Genomic DNA, 17,298 nt, shown 5'->3' with positions numbered 1-17,298 from the left:
TCACAGTCGAAGCGCCGCTCTGGCAGGAAGAGGGGCGCAGGCTCGCGCTCGGCCCCTAAGCATCCTTGCCCTGCATCCGGAATTCGGTCGGAGTCAGCCCGGTCAGCTTCTTAAACTGGTGGCTGAAATAATGAATGCTCGTAAAGCCCAGCCGTTCGGCCATCGAATCGATCTTCTCGCCGTGAAGGAGCGCCCGCTTGGCCTTCTTAATCCGCTCTCCGATGACATACTGCTTCGGGAGCAGACCAAACTCTTCCTTAAACAGCTTGGAGAAATGAATCGGATGGTAGCCGCACATGGCCGCCAGCTCGGCAACCGTCCAGTTTCTGCCCGGCTGCTCCTGCATCGCCGCGATAGCGGGCTCGATTTTGCTGCCGGCGGCGGACGGCGCGGCGCGGACGTTGAGCAGCTGCCTAAACACGTGCGTTAAAGCCTGGGTCATGAGCCCTCTCAGCACGGCGCCGTATCCCGGCTGCTCCAGCTCGTACTCCTTAACGATCCTCGTCAGAATCGGCTCCAGCCCCGACACGGTAAAATGCGTCGGAAGCGTCGCGGGACCGTAAGGCGGAATGTCGGGAGCCGGATGAACCGGTTGTCCGTCCGGTACGTCCCGTCCGGCGTCGCGAATCGACAGTCCCGGATGAAACGGGGCCGTCGATTCATGCCGCCAATGGAAATGAATGCTGTAGTAGTCGGTCCGTTCCGCTGCGAACAGCTCGTGAGGGCATTCCGGGCCGTAATGCGCGCACTCCCCGTTTCTAACCTCGTACGTCTTTCCTCCGATCGACAACTCCGCATAGCCGGATACGACGTAGAAGAGCTGGCTGTCCGGAATGACGCGCCTGCCCCACTTCGAATCGGCGGACGTCGTTTCCCTTCTGGCGAAATTAACGGTAGGCATAAGCTCGTCAAGCGACCGGATCGTCATGGCGATTCCTCTCTCGTCGTCGATAATAATCCTCATAGCTAGGAAGAAAGCAGCCGTCCGGCATCGGATTATGCGGCGAGCGACACGAGCGACGCGAGCGACAGCGAGGGAGCGCCCCCTCGAGGAGCTTCCGCCCGGCGAGACGCGGCCGACCGAAGCCGACCCGAATGCAGCAGGCCGATCGCCGGAGCCGACTCGGAGTCGGAGTCGATCGCGGCGAGCGACGCCAGCATCGCCTCGACGTCGCCGACCTCGTATGCGGTCGCGATCGCCCGCGCATAGGCCGCCAGTCCGGGCTGATCGGCGGCCCGCCGATCTTCTCCGTTCTCCAGATCCTCCCGCACTCGCGGAAGATTCCGCCTGGCCCGATGCAGGGCGGCTTTCGCCGCTCCTTCCGTCACGCGCAGCCGCTCTGCCGTCTCCGCGCTCGAATAGCCGAGCACATCGCGCAGCAGGAACGCCGCTCTCTGCAGAGGCGGCAGATGCTCGGCCAGCGCGCGGAAGGCAGCTTCGATCTCCAGAGCGCCGATGCTGGCCGCTCCCCCTTCCGGCGGCCGCACGGTCTTCAGGATGCGCGACAGCTTGGCGCTGCGGCGAGCGCGATCGATCCAAGCGTTCTTCGCGATCCGCAGCAAGTAGGCTTCCGGATTCGGATGCGTGTCGAAGCGGGGACCAGCGAGAGCCTTAAGCCAGGCGTCCTGGGCGAGATCCTCCGCCTCCCAAGCCGATTCGGTCAAGGACAGGCAATATTTTCGCAGCGAGTCGTGAAGCTCGGCGACGTCCCGTATCTTCGTCGTCGTTTCTGTCTCGCGTGTGCTTTCGGTGTGGTTCGCGTACATGGCATTCCCTCCTCGCATACCTGGGCGGAATTCGTCTTGCTATCGTAAACGAACGAAACGCGAGAAAGGATACGCGCAAGCGTCGAAAATTCGAACTTTCTTTTCCCTTACAGTGTATTCGATTTTCCCCGCGGAGCAAAGACGAATTCGTCGGGCCGGCCGTATCTTTCCGAAGCCTCCGTTCGTCTACGGGGTGAGGTCGGTCAACTAACGATGAAGAAAATGGAGGAATGCGGAATGACCCTGCATGTGCCGTATGTGGTGGAGCAGACGAACAGAGGAGAGAGGTCGTACGATATTTATTCCCGGCTGTTGAAGGACAGGATCGTCTTCCTCGGCACGGCCATCGACGATCAGGTCGCCAACAGCGTGGTCGCCCAGCTGCTGTTCCTGGCGGCGGAAGATCCGGACAAGGAGATCAGCATGTACATCAACTCGCCGGGAGGTTCGACCTCGGCGGCGTTCGCAATGTACGACACGATGAGGTTCATCAAGCCGGAAGTTCATACGATCTGCATGGGCATGGCCGCTTCGGCCGGAGCCTTCCTGCTGCTTGCGGGAGCAAGGGGCAAGAGGTTCGCGCTTCCCAACAGCGAGATTATGATTCACCAGCCCAGCGGCGGCGCGCAGGGGCAGGCGACCGACATCGAGATCAGCGCCCGGCGCATCGTGAGGACGAAGGAGAAGCTGAACCGGATCTTCTCCGAACGCACGGGACAGCCGCTGGAGAGGATCGAGAGGGACATGGAGCGCGATTTCTTCATGACGGCCGAGGAGGCGTTGGAATACGGCATCGTCGACCGGATCATCCCGTCGGCGGACGTTCCCGGTTGACCCTGATTCGGGCTAGACTCCCTCTCCGGACGCCTGATCTTCGAGCAGGGAAAGTACGCGCCGTTGCAGCAGCTCCCAGTTTAACGCGCCGAGCACGCCGCCCCGGATCACTCCCTGGCTGTCGATGAAAATCGTCGTCGGTATCGGCCGGATCCGGTACTTGGCCGCGATCGTCCCTCGCGTATCGAGCGGAACGGGGAAGGCGAAGCCGAAGCTTCGCGCGAACTCTTCCGCCGACTCTGTGCGGTCGGCGGCCGTCAAGTTCACGGCCACGATATGCACGCTTTCCCCGTACAGCCTGTGCAGCTTCACGAGCAGGGGGGCCTCCTCCCTGCACGGGCCGCACCATGACGCCCAGAAGTTCAGCACGACAGGCTTTCCCCTCGACTCCTCAAGCGAATACGTTCGACCGTCCAATCCGCTCAGCGAGAAGGCCGGAGCGGCATAGCCGATCTCCGGCTTCTCGGGAAGCGCGGCGTTGGCGCTCCGCTCGGGCGCTTCGCCGCGAGGAAGGAGCGGCTGCCGCATGAGGAGAAAGCCCCCCAGCAGCGCAGCAGCCGCAATCGCGATCGCCCAATTCCGCCCTTTGTTCATGAAGGATTCCCGCTTTCCGAAGGTGGTCTTCCAACCGACTCGAACGATAAGGAGCATCGATTGACAGAAGGAAGCCGGAGCTTTATGATAACCTTATAATTCCGGTATATTTACTAAGGATTAGTCGGTCGCTCCATCGTCAGGAACAGCTGGAGGAGGACTGTTGCGAAGGAACCGTCTCTTTTCATTGTTGACCACCTTCTCGGCAATCCATACCCGGTCCGGCCGACCGAAGAACGGAGGGATGATAGATGAAGGCGGTTATTGAGCCGATCGTATACGAGAACGCTTCGCCCGAAGCCCGCGCGGAGTACGAGCGTCAATATCGGATCAACGGCACGGTCACGAACGCGAAGAAGACGCTGCTTCGCCATCTGCCTTCGTACCATGCGTACGAAGAATGGAACAGGCTGAAGGAGGAGCTGCTCCAGTTTATTAGTCACCGGGCGTTTATCGTGTTCTGTTATGCGATTTCCCTTGAAGGGGAGAGCTTGTTGAATTCGACGTATTATCGCAAGGCGCTGACCGATCGGGGGGAGAATCCGGACGAGCTGCTGCTTGACGACGAGGAGCAGGCGCTGGAACGGTACGGCAGACAACTGGCGAACAAGCCGAACGATGTGCCCGACGCGCTATTCGCCCATCTGGGACAGTACTATTCGCCGGAGCAGCTCGTGGCGCTGACCGCGTTCGCCGGGCAGATGATCGCGACGAACGTATTCAACAGCGCGCTGCGCGTCGAACTGGACGTCTTTTTGCTTCATTTTACGAACTAGCGAACGGCTCGGGCGCTCCGCAGCGCAGCCTTTCAGATTCAAGGCGATTGCCGACCGGTTGGAGAGACGGCGCCGGACCTGAATCGGGTGAGAGGGCTCCGCGTCCCTGCGGACTGGTCGTCACCTTAATCCGAAGGCCGTATGTTCACGTTGGTGGCAGGGAGAAGCGATTCGAAGGAATTTCGGTAAAGGAAGATCAACGCTTTCCTTTCGTTCCGACGAATGGAGCTTGACGATGCTCGCTTGCCGTGCCATAATGTACACGCGTACATTACATGATGACAGACAGGGAGATGACTGTGGCGAATCGTAAAGAGGTCGCCAAGCTGGCCGGCGTATCCGAGGCGACCGTGTCGCGCGTGCTGAACGGAGTCGGGCCGATCAAGGAGTCGACCCGGCAGCGGGTGCTGCAGGCGGCCAAGCAATTGAACTACGAGTTGAACGCCGTCGCGTCGAGCTTCGCCAGAGGCCGAAGCGGGAATCTCGGCGTTGTTCTGCCCCATGTGCCTAAAGTGCATCTATTCTCGACCTATTATTTTTCCGAGCTGCTCGGGGGAATCGGCGACGCCGTCCATTCGGCCGGCTACGGGCTGCTGCTGCTGTTCCGCGATCCTTCCGTCGTGTACGACTACGTTTCTCTGTACCGCACGCAGCGCGTGGATGCTTGCGTCATTCTCGGCTCCAGCGCCATCGACGCGGAGAGGGAGGCTGTCCATCGGCTGGCCGACGAGCGGCTGCCGTTCTGCGTCATGGATCAGAAATTCGATCATCCCCAGCTTAATATTGTGGCTGCGGATCATGAGCAGGGCAGCTACGAGGCGGTTAAGCACCTCCTTGACCAAGGGTGCGGAACGATCGGATTTCTGAACGGAGCGCCGCAATACTCGAACAGCCGGGACAGAATGGCCGGGTACGCAAGGGCGCTGGGGGAAGCCGGCATCGCCGTGGACGACACCCTCGTCTACGAGGGCAACTACAGCCGCACGAGCGGGAAGAGGGCGGCCGGCCAAGTCTATCGGGATCTCGACCGGCTCGACGCCATATTCGTCAGCAACGATCGAATGGCGATCGGCCTGATGCAGGGGCTGCGGGAATTCGGCTGCCGCTTGCCGGACGATCTGAAGATCGTCGCCTACGACGATTCCGACGCGGCCAGCTTTACGGAGCCTCCGCTTACGACGGTAAGGGTGCCGTTCTACGAGATGGGCCGGTTGGCGGCAAGCCGCCTGCTGGAGCAGCTCGCGGACAGGGAGAAGTCCGGCGCTCCGGGGCCGGTCATTCGCGAGAAGCTGAACACCGAGCTCGTTATCCGCAAGTCTAGCGGCCATTAATCGAACGGGGAGGAAGACGGATGAAAAAAGCGTTGATCGTCTGGGGCGGCTGGGATGGGCATCAGCCGAGGGAGGTCGCGGAGATTTTCCGCGGCCAGCTCGTCGCGGAAGGCTTCGAGGTGGAGGTGTCGGATACGCTGGAGGCTTTCGCCGACGGAGAGAAGCTGAAGGGGCTGGACCTGATCGTCCCGGTATGGACGATGGGGCGCATCTCCCAAGAGTGGGTGAACAACGTATCCGCGGCCGTGCAGGGAGGCGTCGGACTGGCGGGCTGCCATGGCGGCATGTGCGACGCGTTCCGCGAAAATACGGATTGGCAGTTCATGACCGGGGGACAATGGATCGCGCACCCGGGCAACGACGGCACGGAGTACACGGTCGAGATCAAAGCGGGCTCCAGTCCGCTGGTAGAAGGAATCGAGGATTTCACCGTGTCGACGGAGCAGTATTATCTCCATGTCGATCCGGCGAACGAAGTGCTGGCGACGACGCGCTTTCCGGTGGCGCCGGGGCCGCATACGCCGAACAAATCGGTCGATATGCCGGTCATCTGGACGAAGCGATGGGGCTACGGGCGCGTCTACTACAATTCGCTCGGCCACCAGGCGAACATCATGGAAATTCCGGTCGTCAAGGAACTGATGCGCAGAGGCTTTAATTGGTGCGCCGAGGGCAAGGCTCTCGCTCCGGCGGATCAGACCGCGCAAGCGTACACAGGCATGCAGGACAATCAACTTTAATCCGGGAATGAGGGCTGATCGTGGACAAAATCAAAGTCGGCGTCATCGGTACAGGAAATATTAGCGGCATCTATTTTCAGAACGGCAACCGCTTCGGGCCGATGGAGGTCGTCGCGTGCGCGGATCTGGACGTGGCCCGGGCGAAGGCGAAGGGCGAGGAATTCGGTGTTCGCGGCTGTTCGGTGGAGGAATTGCTCGCCGATCCCGACATTCGGATGGTCATTAATCTGACGATTCCGCTGGCTCACGCGCCGGTGTGTCTGCAGGCGCTGGAGGCGGGCAAGCATGTCTACGTGGAGAAGCCGCTGGCGGCGACCCGAGAGGAAGGGCTGCAGGTGCTGGAGCTGGCGAAGCGCAAAGGACTGCTGGTCGGGAGCGCGCCGGATACGTTCCTCGGAGGCGGCGTGCAGACGGCGATCAAGCTGATTCGCGACGGGTGGATCGGCACCCCGATCGGCGCTGCGGCGTTTATGACGAGCGGCGGACACGAGAGCTGGCACCCGGCGCCGGAATTTTATTATCAGAAGGGCGGCGGTCCGATGTTCGACATGGGGCCGTATTATTTGACCGCTTTGATCGCGATGCTGGGGCCGATCTCGCGGGTGACGGGCTCGGCCCGCATCTCCTTCCCGGAGAGAACGATTACGAGCCAACCGAAGCTCGGACAGAAGGTGAAGGTGGAGGTGCCGACCCATGTCGCGGGCATTATAGATTTCGCGGCGGGGCCGATCGGCACGCTGCTGACGAGCTTCGATACGAAGGGCGGCTCGACGCTGCCGCGAATCGAGGTGTACGGCAGCGAAGGAACCTTGCTCGTGCCGGATCCGAATACGTTCGGCGGTCCGGTTCGCATCTGCCGGGCCGGCGCCCGGGAATGGTCGGACATTCCGCTTACGCACGGCAAGGCGGAGAACGCGCGGGGCGTCGGCGCCGCCGACATGGCTTCCGCGATTCTGACCGGCCGCAAGCACCGCGCCAGCGGCGAGCTGGCGTATCACGTGCTGGAAGCGATGTACGGCTTTCACGACGCATCCGAGCAAGGAAAGCACTACGTCATGAAGAGCGCCTGCGAGATTCCGGCTCCTCTGCCGCTCGGACTGGCCGATTTTGCATTGGACTGATCCATTAAAGCTGCGATTGTGATACAATCGATGGCGGCGCAAGACGGCCGGCGTATTCGGCCGCCGATCTTGGGCCGCTATGACGCTATGGGCGGAAAGAACGGAGACGACACTTCGAGAGATGGACACCAAATGGAAATATTACGCCGGGCTTGTGGCGGTAGCGGCGATATGGGGCGCTAATTTCGGCGTTTCCCGGAGCGCGCTGGAGACGTTCGACCCGGTTCTTTTTGCTTTTCTGAGATTCGGCTTGGCCGTGCCGTGCTTTTTCCTCCTGCTGAGATGGAAGGAAGGCAGTGTCGGACTGCCGTGGAAGGTCAAGCTGCAGCTCGCGGCGATCGGCCTGGTCGGGGTGACCGGGCTGGAGATTGCCGTAATGTACTCGATCAAGTATACGACGCTCGCCAACGCGTCGCTGCTGAACGTGGCCCCGTGGCCGATCTTCGCCGCTTTGTTCGCTCCGCTGTTCGTGAAGGAGAGCTTCTCTCGCCGTCTCGCCATCGGAGGCGCAGCGGCAGTCGTCGGCGTGTCGTTCGTCATTGCGGGCGGGGAGGAGGGCTTCGATCTGTCGTCCGACCATATGATCGGCAACCTGCTCGCCTTCGGAGTCAGCATCGTCGGCGCGCTGTACAATCTCTGCTGCATGTCGCTGATGAAGCGCTACTCCTCCTTGCGAATCAACGCATGGATCATTTTGTTCGGCAGCCTGTTCATGCTTCCTTTTACGCTCGGGAGCTGGGGGAGGGTTGAATGGAGCGGCTTGGAGGCGGGGCATTACGCGGCAGTCGTCTACAACGTGATCGTCTGCACCGTTGTCGCGTTCCTCGTATGGAACGCCAGCATGTTCAAGATCGGAGCGGCCCGCGCCAACTTCTTCCGCTACGTTGTGCCCGCTACGGCCGTCGTCGCCGGGCTGCTCTTCTTCGACGAAGCGGTCACGGGCTGGCAGATCGTCGGAGCCGTCTGCATGGCGGCCGGACTCGGCTGGATCAGCACGGAGAGAAGGCGCGAGCCTGCCCGGACGCTCATAGAGACGCCGGGAATGTCCCCTAAGTAGGCGTCTCTATGAGGTCGCTTCGGGGATCTTCCCGTTATTTCAGCGCGGCTTCGATCGTCGTGACGGACAGCGGATCGACATATTCGCCGTTTTTGAGCACGGAGTAATGGAGATGGGGGCCGGTGGAATCTCCCGTGCTGCCCATCCTTCCGATCGGATCGCCCGATTTCACCGTGTCGCCGGCTTCGACCGACAGCTCGTCCAGATGCCGATATTCGGTGCTCCATTCGTCGTTATGCTCGATGATGACCGTCAGACCTTTGGCTTTGACGTACTCGGCTACGACGACTTTGCCGGCAGCCGCGGCGAAAAGCTCCGTACCCGCCTGACCGGCAATGTCGATGCCGTCGTGCAGCGTTCGCTCAGAGGTTGACGGATGGACGCGAACGCCGTAACGGGAACTGATCTTGGCGCCTTCAGGCAGCTGGAGCCGCAGCTCGGCGCCGGCTTCGTCCTGCGATTCGACGCCGGACGAAGCGGGCCTGGATTGAGGCTCGGGCTTGTCCGCCGCGAAAGCGGGCGGAAGCGCCAGCGCGCCGGCCAGAATGAAGATTGCCGCCCCGATGTAAGGGGCTTTTTTTCGTGCGGGTTTATAATCACGGATCATGACGATTCTCCTTGCGATTCGTTTTTTATTTCCGAAGAAGCCGACTCCCGACAGGGCCGCTTTGCGGGCGACGCCGATCTCCAGCAGCTTGATTACACAGGAGGCGTATGCGTCCCGGAGGCCGGAGACGCGAAGCACGTTCGCATCGCAAGCGCTCTCCTGGTCGGCGCGCATCCTCCGCAGGCCGTACCATACGAGCGGATTAAACCAATGCACGGAAGCGGCCAGGCAAGCGATCAGGTTGGCCGGAATATCGTTGCGCTTAAGATGGGCCAGCTCGTGCCGAAGGACGCATTCCCATTCGACGGGGTCCAGGCGGCCGATTAAATCCGCCGGAATCAGCACGACCGGCGAGCGGACGCCGAACAGGACGGGGCCCGACACCAGACGGGTAAGGCGAAGCCCGACGCGCGAGCCGATGCCGAGGCTGCCCCGCAACTGCGCGAACAGCCGCTCGAGCTCGGGCGGGGCGGCCGGCACGGCTTCCCGCCGAAGCGCCCTCGACATCCTGAGATGGCCGGCCAGCAGCGCGAGAGCGACGGCTGCGACGCCCGCCAGCCATACGGCAGCCGCGGCTTGAACGACCGCTCCGGTTGGCGCCAGGTCGGCTCCGCGCGGCCCGGCGGCAGGAGCGGGAGACGCCGCCCCTTCCGTCCGTTCCGAAGCCTTCGAGACCACGGCTCCGGGCTCGGGAAGAACGCGAGGCTCGACCGTGCCGCCATCCGGCCATCGCGCCTCGATGCCGCCCGGCCAGGCCATCCAGCGCAGCTGGCTTCCGGCCTCCTCCGGAAGCAGCGGAATGACCAGCTTCGCTAGAAGCAGAAACCATAAAGCATAGCTCCACGCCGGAGACAGCGCCTTGCGGCAAACCTTCCGCAAGGCCAGGATAAGCAGGACAAGAACGGCCGCTTCCGCCGAACCGATCAGCACGCGCTCCAACAGACGCGCCGCGAGCTCCATGCCTACTCCTCCTTTTCCCGGAGCAGCGCCTTCAGCTCCCGGACGTCTTCGGAAGAGAGCTTCCCGGATTCCAGGAAGTGCACCATAATCGGCTTAAGCGAGCCTCCGTATATCCGGTCGAGGAAGGAGCGGCTGGCTTCCCGAACGCAGTCCTCCTCGTTCACGAGGGGGTAGTAGGCATATTCCCGCCCGTCCTTGCGGAAGCCGAGCGCTTGCTTCTGAACGAGCCGGCCGATCAGCGTCTTGACCGTCTTCGGCTTCCAGGGCTTGCTCCCGCTAAGACGGGAGATAATGTCGGCGGCCGTTAATGGCGACGATTGCCATACGATCCGCATAATATCCCATTCCGCATCCGAGATGGGGGGAGAGTCGGACATGCAGCTTCCTCCGTTCGTTCATCACCGGTGATGGACATCAAAAAAAGATTACAGTTGTAGTCTACGTGAATAGATTACAACTGTAATCTTGATCTGTCAAGCTGCCCGAGGGTAAGGTTTAGCGTACGCGGGCGGAAGGGACGGAGGCTTTCGCTTTCAGGCGTTCGTAGCGGCTCAATATTTCCTGGTGGAGGGCGTGTGTATCGGGGATGCCCATATGCTTGCGGATCACGTGTCCGGCGCCTCTTTGGCGAATGGACGTCTGCAGGATGACCGCTTCGAGATCGCCGTCGTCGTCGTACAGCAGCGCGGAGGCGATGGCGGACGCCAGATGCGGAACCGGAATGCCGTTATCGTGAGCCTGCAGCGCCGGGCGCACGAACCGTTCGTTCCGGGACAGCTTGCGCAAAGGGGAGCGTCCGACGCGGACGATCTTGTCGACGATGGCGGAATTCTCGAATCTGCGCAGCGTTTTGCGAACGTAATGGCGATGTTCGCCGGGAGGAAATCCGTGCTTGGCGATCAGAAGGCGGGACGTCTCGTCCAGCGCGCGCTCGACGCTCCGGCGGAGATCGGCGTCCTGCATCGCCTCCTGGATCGTCCGGTACCCTTGGCGATAGCCATAGTAGGCGGCGACGGAATGCCCGGTGTTGACCGTAAAGAGCTTTCGTTCGATGAAAGGTTCAAGCGAATCGACGTAGCGAGCGCCTTCGATCGCCGGGAAGCGGTCGATCAACGGGACCCGCTCGATAATCCACTCGCAGTAAGGCTCGACTTGAACGGCAAGCGGGTCGGCATGCTGCTGCGGGGGGACGATGCGATCGACCGCCGTATTCGGGAAGAGGATGAGGCTTTCCGCCAGCGGCTGCCACTGCGGAGCCAAATGGTGCATGACCCACCTGCGCAGCAGGGCGCTGCCGCTCAGCGCGTTCTCGCAAGCCATCACCAGCAGGGGCCGGGGATCGCTGGCGAGGCGAGCTTCGATTCCCCGGGCGATCGGCTCGGCAATCTCGGGCAACGCGGAGGCGCCGACCGCCGTCGTGACGACGTCCGCCTCCGCCACCTTGCGGATCACGGCGTCGCGGTCCTTCAGATTGACGCCGGTGACGCCGTCTACCCATATGCTCTGCTTCGGTTCTCCGGCGAAGGTAACCTTGTATCGCTTCTTCTGCTGGAGGGCCTTGACCTGATTTCCGTTGCGGGCCGCGAAGCACACTTCGTAGCCCGAGCGGGACAGCATCAAGCCGATGAACCCTCTTCCGATATTGCCTGCTCCAAATTGTACGGCTTTCATGGTCTCGTTTCCTCCATTCCTTCCAATCTGCTTGCGGGGCCTCAGGATACGGCGGCGCGGCCGACGAGCCGGCGAAAATCAATGTCCGTCAGCGAATCGGCCCGATAGTGGGCTCGGGGGAAGCTCAGCGTCTCCGTCAGCACGTTCGGTACGACGACGCATATCAATCCGGCCGCCGCAGCCGCCCTGGCTCCGTTAGGAGAATCCTCGATGGCGACCGCTTCCTCCGGACGAACGCCCAATCCGCTCAGCGCCTGCAAATAAAGCTCGGGATCGGGCTTGACCCGGCTTACGTGATCGGCTGTTCGGATGCATTCGAAGTAGTCCGTCAGCTTCAGGCGATCCAGATGCGAGCGAACCCACTGCTCGGAGGAGCTGGAGGCCAGGCCGATCTTCAGGCCCAAAGCTTTGGCCGACTCCAGATAGCTCAGCACGCCGGGGCGGACCGTTTCCTCCTCCATCCGCTTGGCGTGATTGTCGTGAATGTTTTCGCGGAACGCCTCTTTGTCGATCGGCAGTCCGAGCTCGGTCATGAGGTATTCGTAAGGATTAAAGCGGTGCAGGCTCGTGCCGATGCATTGGGAATATTGCTCCAGCGTCAACTCGACGCCGTGCGAGAGATAAGCTTCGCGGAACGCTTGATACCAAGCGGTCTCCGTATCGATAATCGTTCCGTCGAAGTCGAAAATAATGGCTTTGATCATGAACCTGTCTCCCTTCGCGCCTTCGCGCTGGATTGGCTTTCCGGTGAGTCCGGAGGGCGAAAATGACAAAAAGAGCCCTGTTGTCAGGGCCCGGCTTCCTCATGATCCGAAGCAAAGATTAGCCCCATCTTATGCCTACGAGGTTAGCTGACGGACTCGGGAAGATGGTCTCCCTACGTTCGGCCTGCGAACGATTCGCCCCAATAATGGTTCCCCCGCTTTTCGGCAGTTGGCGCCGAAAACTAAGCGTAGCTTCAGTATATATCAACGACAGAAATGTGTCAATAAATATAACATAAAGAGGTTGTTAGAGTCATAATAGAATCTTTTCAGTCAAATTAAATAACGCATATATTACGTATAAGTGCCGCTCACCGATTCCCGGCGTATTCCGGAAGCTTCCGGAGCTCCTTTCTGTATTCCGAGGGGGAGTGGCCGCTCCACGCTCTGAACTTCTTGGAAAAATAAAGCGCGTCCCCGTAGCCGACCGACGAGGCGACCTGTTCAATCGTCATCTGCGAGGCCAGCAGCAGCTCGGCCCGCTGCATGCGAATCTGCAGCAGGTACTGCATCGGCGACATTCCGGTCGCCTGCTTGAACAGCTTGCACAGATGGGTTCGATGATAGCCGAGCATCCCGGCGATGCCCGAGACGGAGATCGGCTGAGCGTACTGCAGCGTCAAATATTGCAGCGCCTGCTTCACGATATGGTCGGCGTCTGCGGCGGCCGGGGCCGCGAGACGATTTTTGGCGCGGGCGGCGCCGAGCTGGTGCAGCAGAAGGCGGAGCCAGCCTTCGGCCTCCAGATTGGACAGCTCGGCTCCGAGCGAGCCCTCGAAGCAGCGCCGGAGCTGCTCGTAGGCGTTGCGGACGTGCGGATTCAGGCTGCCGGCTACGACCGGGTTGTCCGGAGAGGCGCCGATCGCCTCCATCGCCGCCGCGGCTCCGGAGCCGACAAAGGCGAACCAGGCATAGCGCCAAGGCGCTCTGTCGTCCGCCTGATACGAGAACAGCTCGCCCGGGAAAATCATAAAGGAGTCTCCCGCGCCGCAGCGGTAGGACCGGCCCCCTATCGTGAAATCTCCGTACCCGGACAGCACGGTGTGAATGAGATAATAATCGTGAACGGCTGGCCCCATCTTGTGCAGAGGGACCGGCTGGCCTTCCCCGCTGAAGAGAACGGCCAGCTCACCGCCGGAGGGAGAAGGGTTCATGCCGAGGACGTATTCGTCATGATCCGGAGTCATGGCGCTCACCTGCCTGAAGTCTTTTGCTCCTACTATAGCAAACAAACGACAAATGTCCATATAGATGCGCGATGCCTCCATATTCTTGCGAGTGCGCTTGCATTACATTGGAGGTAGCTTATCATCTTATTTATCCGGAGGTTATCGACTTGTCCAAAATTACTTTTATCGGCGCGGGAAGTACGGTTTTCGCCAAAAACGTGCTCGGGGACGTCATGCATACGCCTGCGCTGCAAGGCTTCGAGATCGCGCTGTTCGACATCGACCCGGTTCGTCTGAAGGACTCCGAGAACATTCTCAATAACATCAAAAAGACATCCGGAAGCACCTGCGTCATCAAGTCCTACGGCGACCGCAAGGAGGCGCTTCGCGGAGCGAAATACGTCGTCAACGCGATTCAGGTCGGCGGCTACGACCCATGTACAATCACGGATTTCGAGGTCCCGAAAAAGTACGGCCTGCGGCAGACGATCGCGGATACGGTCGGCATCGGCGGCATTTTCCGCAACCTGCGGACGATCCCGGTCATGCTCGACTTCGCCAAGGACATTCGCGAGGTCTGTCCGGACGCTCTGTTCCTGAACTATACGAACCCGATGGCCGTCCTGACGAACGTCATGAATACCTACGGCGGCGTAAACACGGTCGGCCTGTGCCACAGCGTGCAGGTGTGCGTACGGGATCTGTTCGACAATCTCGGCATGGACGCGACGGGCGTCAAGTCGAAGATCGCCGGCATCAACCATATGGCCTGGCTGCTCGAGGTCTCGAAGGACGGCGTCGATCTGTATCCGGAGATCAAGCGGCGCGCGGCGGAGAAGCAGAAGGAGAAGCATCACGACATGGTCCGGTTCGAGCTGATGCTGAAATTCGGCTACTACATTACCGAGTCCTCGGAGCACAACGCCGAATACCATCCATACTTCATCAAGCGCAGCTATCCGGAGCTGATTGAGCGCTTTAATATTCCGCTGGACGAATATCCGCGCCGCTGCGTCGAGCAGATCAGCAAATGGGAGAAGCTGCGCGAAGAGCTGCTGAACGACTCCAGGCTGGAGCACGAGCGCTCGCACGAATACGCCTCTTACATCCTCGAGGCGATCGAGACGAACGTTCCGTTCAAGATCGGCGGCAACGTCATGAACGCCGGCGGCCTGATTCCGAACCTGCCGCGCGAAGCTTGCGTCGAGGTGCCCTGCCTCGTCGACCGTTCCGGCGTCACTCCGACCTATGTCGGCAATCTGCCGCCGCAGCTCGCCGCGCTGAACCGCACGAACATCAACACGCAGCTGCTGACGATCGAAGCCGCGATTACGGGCAAGAGAGAGCACATCTACCACGCGGCGATGCTGGATCCGCATACGTCCGCCGAGCTGTCGATGGACGACATCGTCTCCCTGTGCGACGACTTGATCGAAGCGCACGGGGATTGGCTGCCGAAGTTCTCTGTGGTATAGTACGTAGGTAGCGCCATAATCGAAGAAGAAAATCCGGAACGCCGACGCCGGCGGCCGGGAGAGGTTCGCGAACTCCCTCTATAAAAAACTAAGGAAAACGAACGCCAGATTGCCGGCCAAGCAAGGCTGTCCCGCAGACGGAGCGTTCCGGATGATCGCCGTATCGGCCGATCCTCATCCGGAGCGCTCTGCGGCTGTGACGCGGGATCGCCTTCGGCCGTCGACGATGCGCCGTTTTTTTCACGTTTCTTTAGCGGAACAGTTGATCTGCGAATTCTCTTTCTTCATCACAAGGAAGGGGATTTTTTTATGCGCAAGCCGGAAGATCTGCAAGACCTCACGCTGCTCGGCAATCAAGGGACGAAGTACGCGTTCGAGTACGATCCGGGCATTCTGGAGTCGTTCGACAACAAGCACCCGGGGCGGGACTATTTCGTCAAGTTCAACTGCCCCGAATTCACCAGCCTGTGTCCGATTACGGGCCAGCCCGACTTCGCGACGCTGTACATCTCTTACATTCCGGATCGGAAAATGGTGGAGAGCAAATCGCTGAAGCTGTATCTGTTCAGCTTTCGGAACCACGGGGATTTTCACGAGGACTGCATGAACATCATCATGAACGACCTGATCGCCCTGATGAACCCGCGCTACATCGAGGTGTGGGGCAAGTTTACGCCGCGCGGCGGCATTTCGATCGATCCGTACTGCAACTGGGGCCAGCCGGGCACGAAATACGAACGGATGGCCGAGCACCGTCTGTTGAACCACGACCTCTATCCGGAGAAGGTGGATAACCGATGAGCAAAGGCACAGGAACGAAAGTCACGCTGATCGCGCTGTATCTGCTGGCCATCGTCGCCGCCAATGTCGTGACGGCCGCCAACGCACCGATCCGGATCGGATATTTGATCATTCCGGCCGGTTCGTTCCTGATCGGCGCGACGTTCATCTTCCGCGATCTGGTGCAGAACGCGATCGGACGCCGCAACACGTACATCGTCATCGCGACGGCAATGGCCGCGTCCGCGCTCAGCTCGTTTCTGCTGGACGATACGCTGTGGATCGTGGGCGCTTCGGCGCTCACCTTCCTGTTCTCGGAAACGGCGGACACCGAAATCTATACCCGGCTGAGGCTGCCGATGTCGCTGCGGGTGCTGTACAGCGGGATGGTCGGGGGCGCGGTGGACAGCGTCGTATTTGTCGTCGTCGGCTTGTCTCCGCTCGGGGCCGGCTTCCTGCCCTGGAGCCTCGTCGGCTACGCCATCGCCGGCCAGATCGCCGTCAAGGCCGGCATGCAGTTGGTCGGCGCCGTTACGATTCAGCTTCTGCCGCGCACCGGTTAGATGCGGCAGATTTCCTCCGGACAAGTCGGACAGGTGTTGCAGCGGCAAATCTGCTGCAGAGCGCAGAGGTTGCGGATAATGATCTTCCCGTAGCGGAAATCGAGAATTTCCTTTTCTTTGAACTCGTTCAGCATCCGGTTGACGCTCTCGCGAGTCGCTCCGATAAAATCGGCCAGCTCCGCGTGGGTCAGCTTCATATCGATGCGGATGCCGTAGGCTTCGGCGACGCCGAACGAATGGCTGAGACGAATCAGCGTCGAAGCCAGCGCTCCCGGCTTGCCGAAGAGCAGCAAGTCGCGGAACTTCGACTGCGTCACCCGATGATTGTACGCCATCCATCCCATAAAGCCGAAGGCCAGCTCCCCGTCCTGGCGCATAATCGCCTCCAGATCGAGCCGGTTGATGACGCCGACCTCGGTATTTTCCGTCACTTCGGCGGTAAACGCATATTGCAGACCCGTCTGTCCTCCGGCCAGCTCGCAGATCATATCGCCCGCCTGAAGGATCGACAGAATGTATTCCTTGCCGTCCTCCGTCGATTTCCGCAGCTTCACTCTTCCGCTTCGGATGTAGTAGGCGAACTCCGCTTCGTCGCCCTCCCAGAACAGGAAGCCTCCAGCGGGAACGCGCATGGGAACCATGATGCTTTCCAGACGCTCGAACTGCTTCGGTCCGCAGAAGTTGGCGATTCCCATATGTCCGGGACACGCCCGAACCCTCGTCCGTTCATTTACCGTCGCTGTCGCCAGCCCATTGCCGCTTCCCATTGCTGCCATCTCCCCTCGTTCTGTTACCTCTATCGTACCTTGAGCAGGAAATGAATGTTATCCGGGAATACGCTGAAATGCTCAAGGGGAATTCCCCTATTTTTTTGTGAGGAATATCACATTTTGAACGACTTCCCGCAACGGCGGGGAATTTTGTAGCGGCGGGGGCTGGCGAATGAGGGATTTAACGTTCTGTCGGACCGTTAAAGTGCCCGGAGGCCGGCGAATGAGCGAATTAACGGTCTGTTGAACCGTTAAAGTGTCCGGGGTCAGATAGGTGGAAGGAGTCGTGTTCTTAGCGCAAAGATGGGGGATTTCTCCC

18 protein-coding genes and 2 riboswitches are annotated in these 17,298 nt (G+C 60.5%); of the genes, 9 read left to right on the top strand and 9 right to left on the bottom strand.

Features of this window, described 5'->3' with window-relative positions; all coding sequences use genetic code 11:
- Positions 1–55: 55 nt before the first annotated feature.
- Positions 56–928: an AraC family transcriptional regulator gene (locus ACFO3S_RS05280; protein ID WP_378093036.1), complete on the bottom strand. Its 873-nt coding sequence runs from the start codon at positions 926–928 to the stop codon at positions 56–58.
- Between the two features lie 68 nt (positions 929–996).
- Positions 997–1,767, bottom strand: a complete 771-nt coding sequence (locus ACFO3S_RS05275; RefSeq protein WP_378093034.1) for an RNA polymerase sigma factor — start codon at positions 1,765–1,767, stop codon at positions 997–999.
- A 222-nt stretch (positions 1,768–1,989) separates the two neighbouring features.
- Between ACFO3S_RS05275 and clpP the strand changes: the two genes are divergently transcribed.
- A complete protein-coding gene (gene clpP / locus ACFO3S_RS05270; protein WP_378093178.1) occupies positions 1,990–2,601 on the top strand; it encodes an ATP-dependent Clp endopeptidase proteolytic subunit ClpP in 612 nt (203 codons plus the stop codon).
- A gap of 12 nt (positions 2,602–2,613) precedes the next feature.
- On the opposite strand, the gene ACFO3S_RS05265 is transcribed toward clpP, so the two are convergent.
- The gene (locus ACFO3S_RS05265; protein ID WP_378093032.1) at positions 2,614–3,195 is read right to left on the bottom strand and encodes a TlpA family protein disulfide reductase; all 582 of its coding nucleotides are present in this window, start codon (positions 3,193–3,195) and stop codon (positions 2,614–2,616) included.
- A 251-nt stretch (positions 3,196–3,446) separates the two neighbouring features.
- Between ACFO3S_RS05265 and ACFO3S_RS05260 the strand changes: the two genes are divergently transcribed.
- The 5 genes from ACFO3S_RS05260 (at position 3,447) to ACFO3S_RS05240 (ending at position 8,220) form a co-directional block, all read left to right on the top strand.
- Positions 3,447–3,971, top strand: coding sequence for a carboxymuconolactone decarboxylase family protein (locus ACFO3S_RS05260; RefSeq protein ID WP_378093030.1), 525 nt, complete (start codon positions 3,447–3,449; stop codon positions 3,969–3,971).
- 293 nt (positions 3,972–4,264) lie between these two features.
- Entirely contained in the window at positions 4,265–5,302 is a 1,038-nt protein-coding gene (locus ACFO3S_RS05255) for a LacI family DNA-binding transcriptional regulator (RefSeq protein WP_378093176.1), read from the top strand.
- Positions 5,303–5,322: 20 nt separating this feature from the next.
- The gene (locus tag ACFO3S_RS05250) at positions 5,323–6,042 is read left to right on the top strand and encodes a ThuA domain-containing protein (RefSeq protein WP_378093028.1); all 720 of its coding nucleotides are present in this window, start codon (positions 5,323–5,325) and stop codon (positions 6,040–6,042) included.
- Positions 6,043–6,062: 20 nt separating this feature from the next.
- A complete protein-coding gene (locus ACFO3S_RS05245) occupies positions 6,063–7,163 on the top strand; it encodes a Gfo/Idh/MocA family protein (protein ID WP_378093026.1) in 1,101 nt (366 codons plus the stop codon).
- A 121-nt stretch (positions 7,164–7,284) separates the two neighbouring features.
- On the top strand, positions 7,285–8,220 hold the full coding sequence (locus ACFO3S_RS05240; protein WP_378093024.1) for a DMT family transporter: 936 nt from the start codon (positions 7,285–7,287) through the stop codon (positions 8,218–8,220).
- A 34-nt stretch (positions 8,221–8,254) separates the two neighbouring features.
- Here the strand turns inward: ACFO3S_RS05240 and ACFO3S_RS05235 are convergent, their stop codons facing one another.
- From ACFO3S_RS05235 to ACFO3S_RS05215, 5 genes are all read right to left on the bottom strand, one after another.
- A complete protein-coding gene (locus ACFO3S_RS05235; protein WP_378093022.1) occupies positions 8,255–9,787 on the bottom strand; it encodes a M56 family metallopeptidase in 1,533 nt (510 codons plus the stop codon).
- Positions 9,788–9,789: 2 nt separating this feature from the next.
- Positions 9,790–10,164: a BlaI/MecI/CopY family transcriptional regulator gene (locus tag ACFO3S_RS05230; RefSeq protein WP_378093020.1), complete on the bottom strand. Its 375-nt coding sequence runs from the start codon at positions 10,162–10,164 to the stop codon at positions 9,790–9,792.
- Positions 10,165–10,282: 118 nt separating this feature from the next.
- Positions 10,283–11,458, bottom strand: coding sequence for a mannitol-1-phosphate 5-dehydrogenase (locus ACFO3S_RS05225; RefSeq protein ID WP_378093018.1), 1,176 nt, complete (start codon positions 11,456–11,458; stop codon positions 10,283–10,285).
- Positions 11,459–11,499: 41 nt separating this feature from the next.
- Complete coding sequence (locus tag ACFO3S_RS05220) at positions 11,500–12,162, bottom strand: HAD family hydrolase (RefSeq protein WP_378093016.1); 663 nt, start codon at positions 12,160–12,162, stop codon at positions 11,500–11,502.
- 117 nt (positions 12,163–12,279) lie between these two features.
- A riboswitch (cyclic di-AMP (ydaO/yuaA leader) is annotated at positions 12,280–12,421 on the bottom strand.
- Positions 12,422–12,533: 112 nt separating this feature from the next.
- Entirely contained in the window at positions 12,534–13,409 is an 876-nt protein-coding gene (locus ACFO3S_RS05215; protein WP_378093014.1) for an AraC family transcriptional regulator, read from the bottom strand.
- 149 nt (positions 13,410–13,558) lie between these two features.
- Here ACFO3S_RS05215 and melA point away from each other — a divergent pair, with 149 nt between their 5' ends.
- From melA to ACFO3S_RS05200, 3 genes are all read left to right on the top strand, one after another.
- Positions 13,559–14,866 (top strand): alpha-glucosidase/alpha-galactosidase, encoded by a 1,308-nt coding sequence (melA, locus tag ACFO3S_RS05210; RefSeq protein ID WP_378093012.1) that lies wholly within the window; start codon positions 13,559–13,561, stop codon positions 14,864–14,866.
- 54 nt (positions 14,867–14,920) lie between these two features.
- Positions 14,921–14,964, top strand: a riboswitch (PreQ1 riboswitch).
- A 211-nt stretch (positions 14,965–15,175) separates the two neighbouring features.
- The gene (gene queF, locus ACFO3S_RS05205; protein WP_378093010.1) at positions 15,176–15,667 is read left to right on the top strand and encodes a preQ(1) synthase; all 492 of its coding nucleotides are present in this window, start codon (positions 15,176–15,178) and stop codon (positions 15,665–15,667) included.
- A complete protein-coding gene (locus ACFO3S_RS05200) occupies positions 15,664–16,209 on the top strand; it encodes a VUT family protein (RefSeq protein WP_378093008.1) in 546 nt (181 codons plus the stop codon). Before queF ends, ACFO3S_RS05200 begins: the two co-directional genes overlap by 4 nt.
- On the opposite strand, the gene ACFO3S_RS05195 is transcribed toward ACFO3S_RS05200, so the two are convergent.
- Positions 16,206–16,976 (bottom strand): Crp/Fnr family transcriptional regulator, encoded by a 771-nt coding sequence (locus tag ACFO3S_RS05195; protein WP_378093006.1) that lies wholly within the window; start codon positions 16,974–16,976, stop codon positions 16,206–16,208. The genes ACFO3S_RS05200 and ACFO3S_RS05195 overlap by 4 nt on opposite strands.
- Positions 16,977–17,298 lie beyond the last annotated feature (322 nt).

It is taken from the genome of Cohnella hongkongensis, from assembly GCF_042654645.1.
GTDB classification, from domain to species: Bacteria; Bacillota; Bacilli; order Paenibacillales; family Paenibacillaceae; genus Cohnella; species Cohnella hongkongensis.
This window is presented reverse-complemented; position numbering and strand designations above follow the sequence as displayed.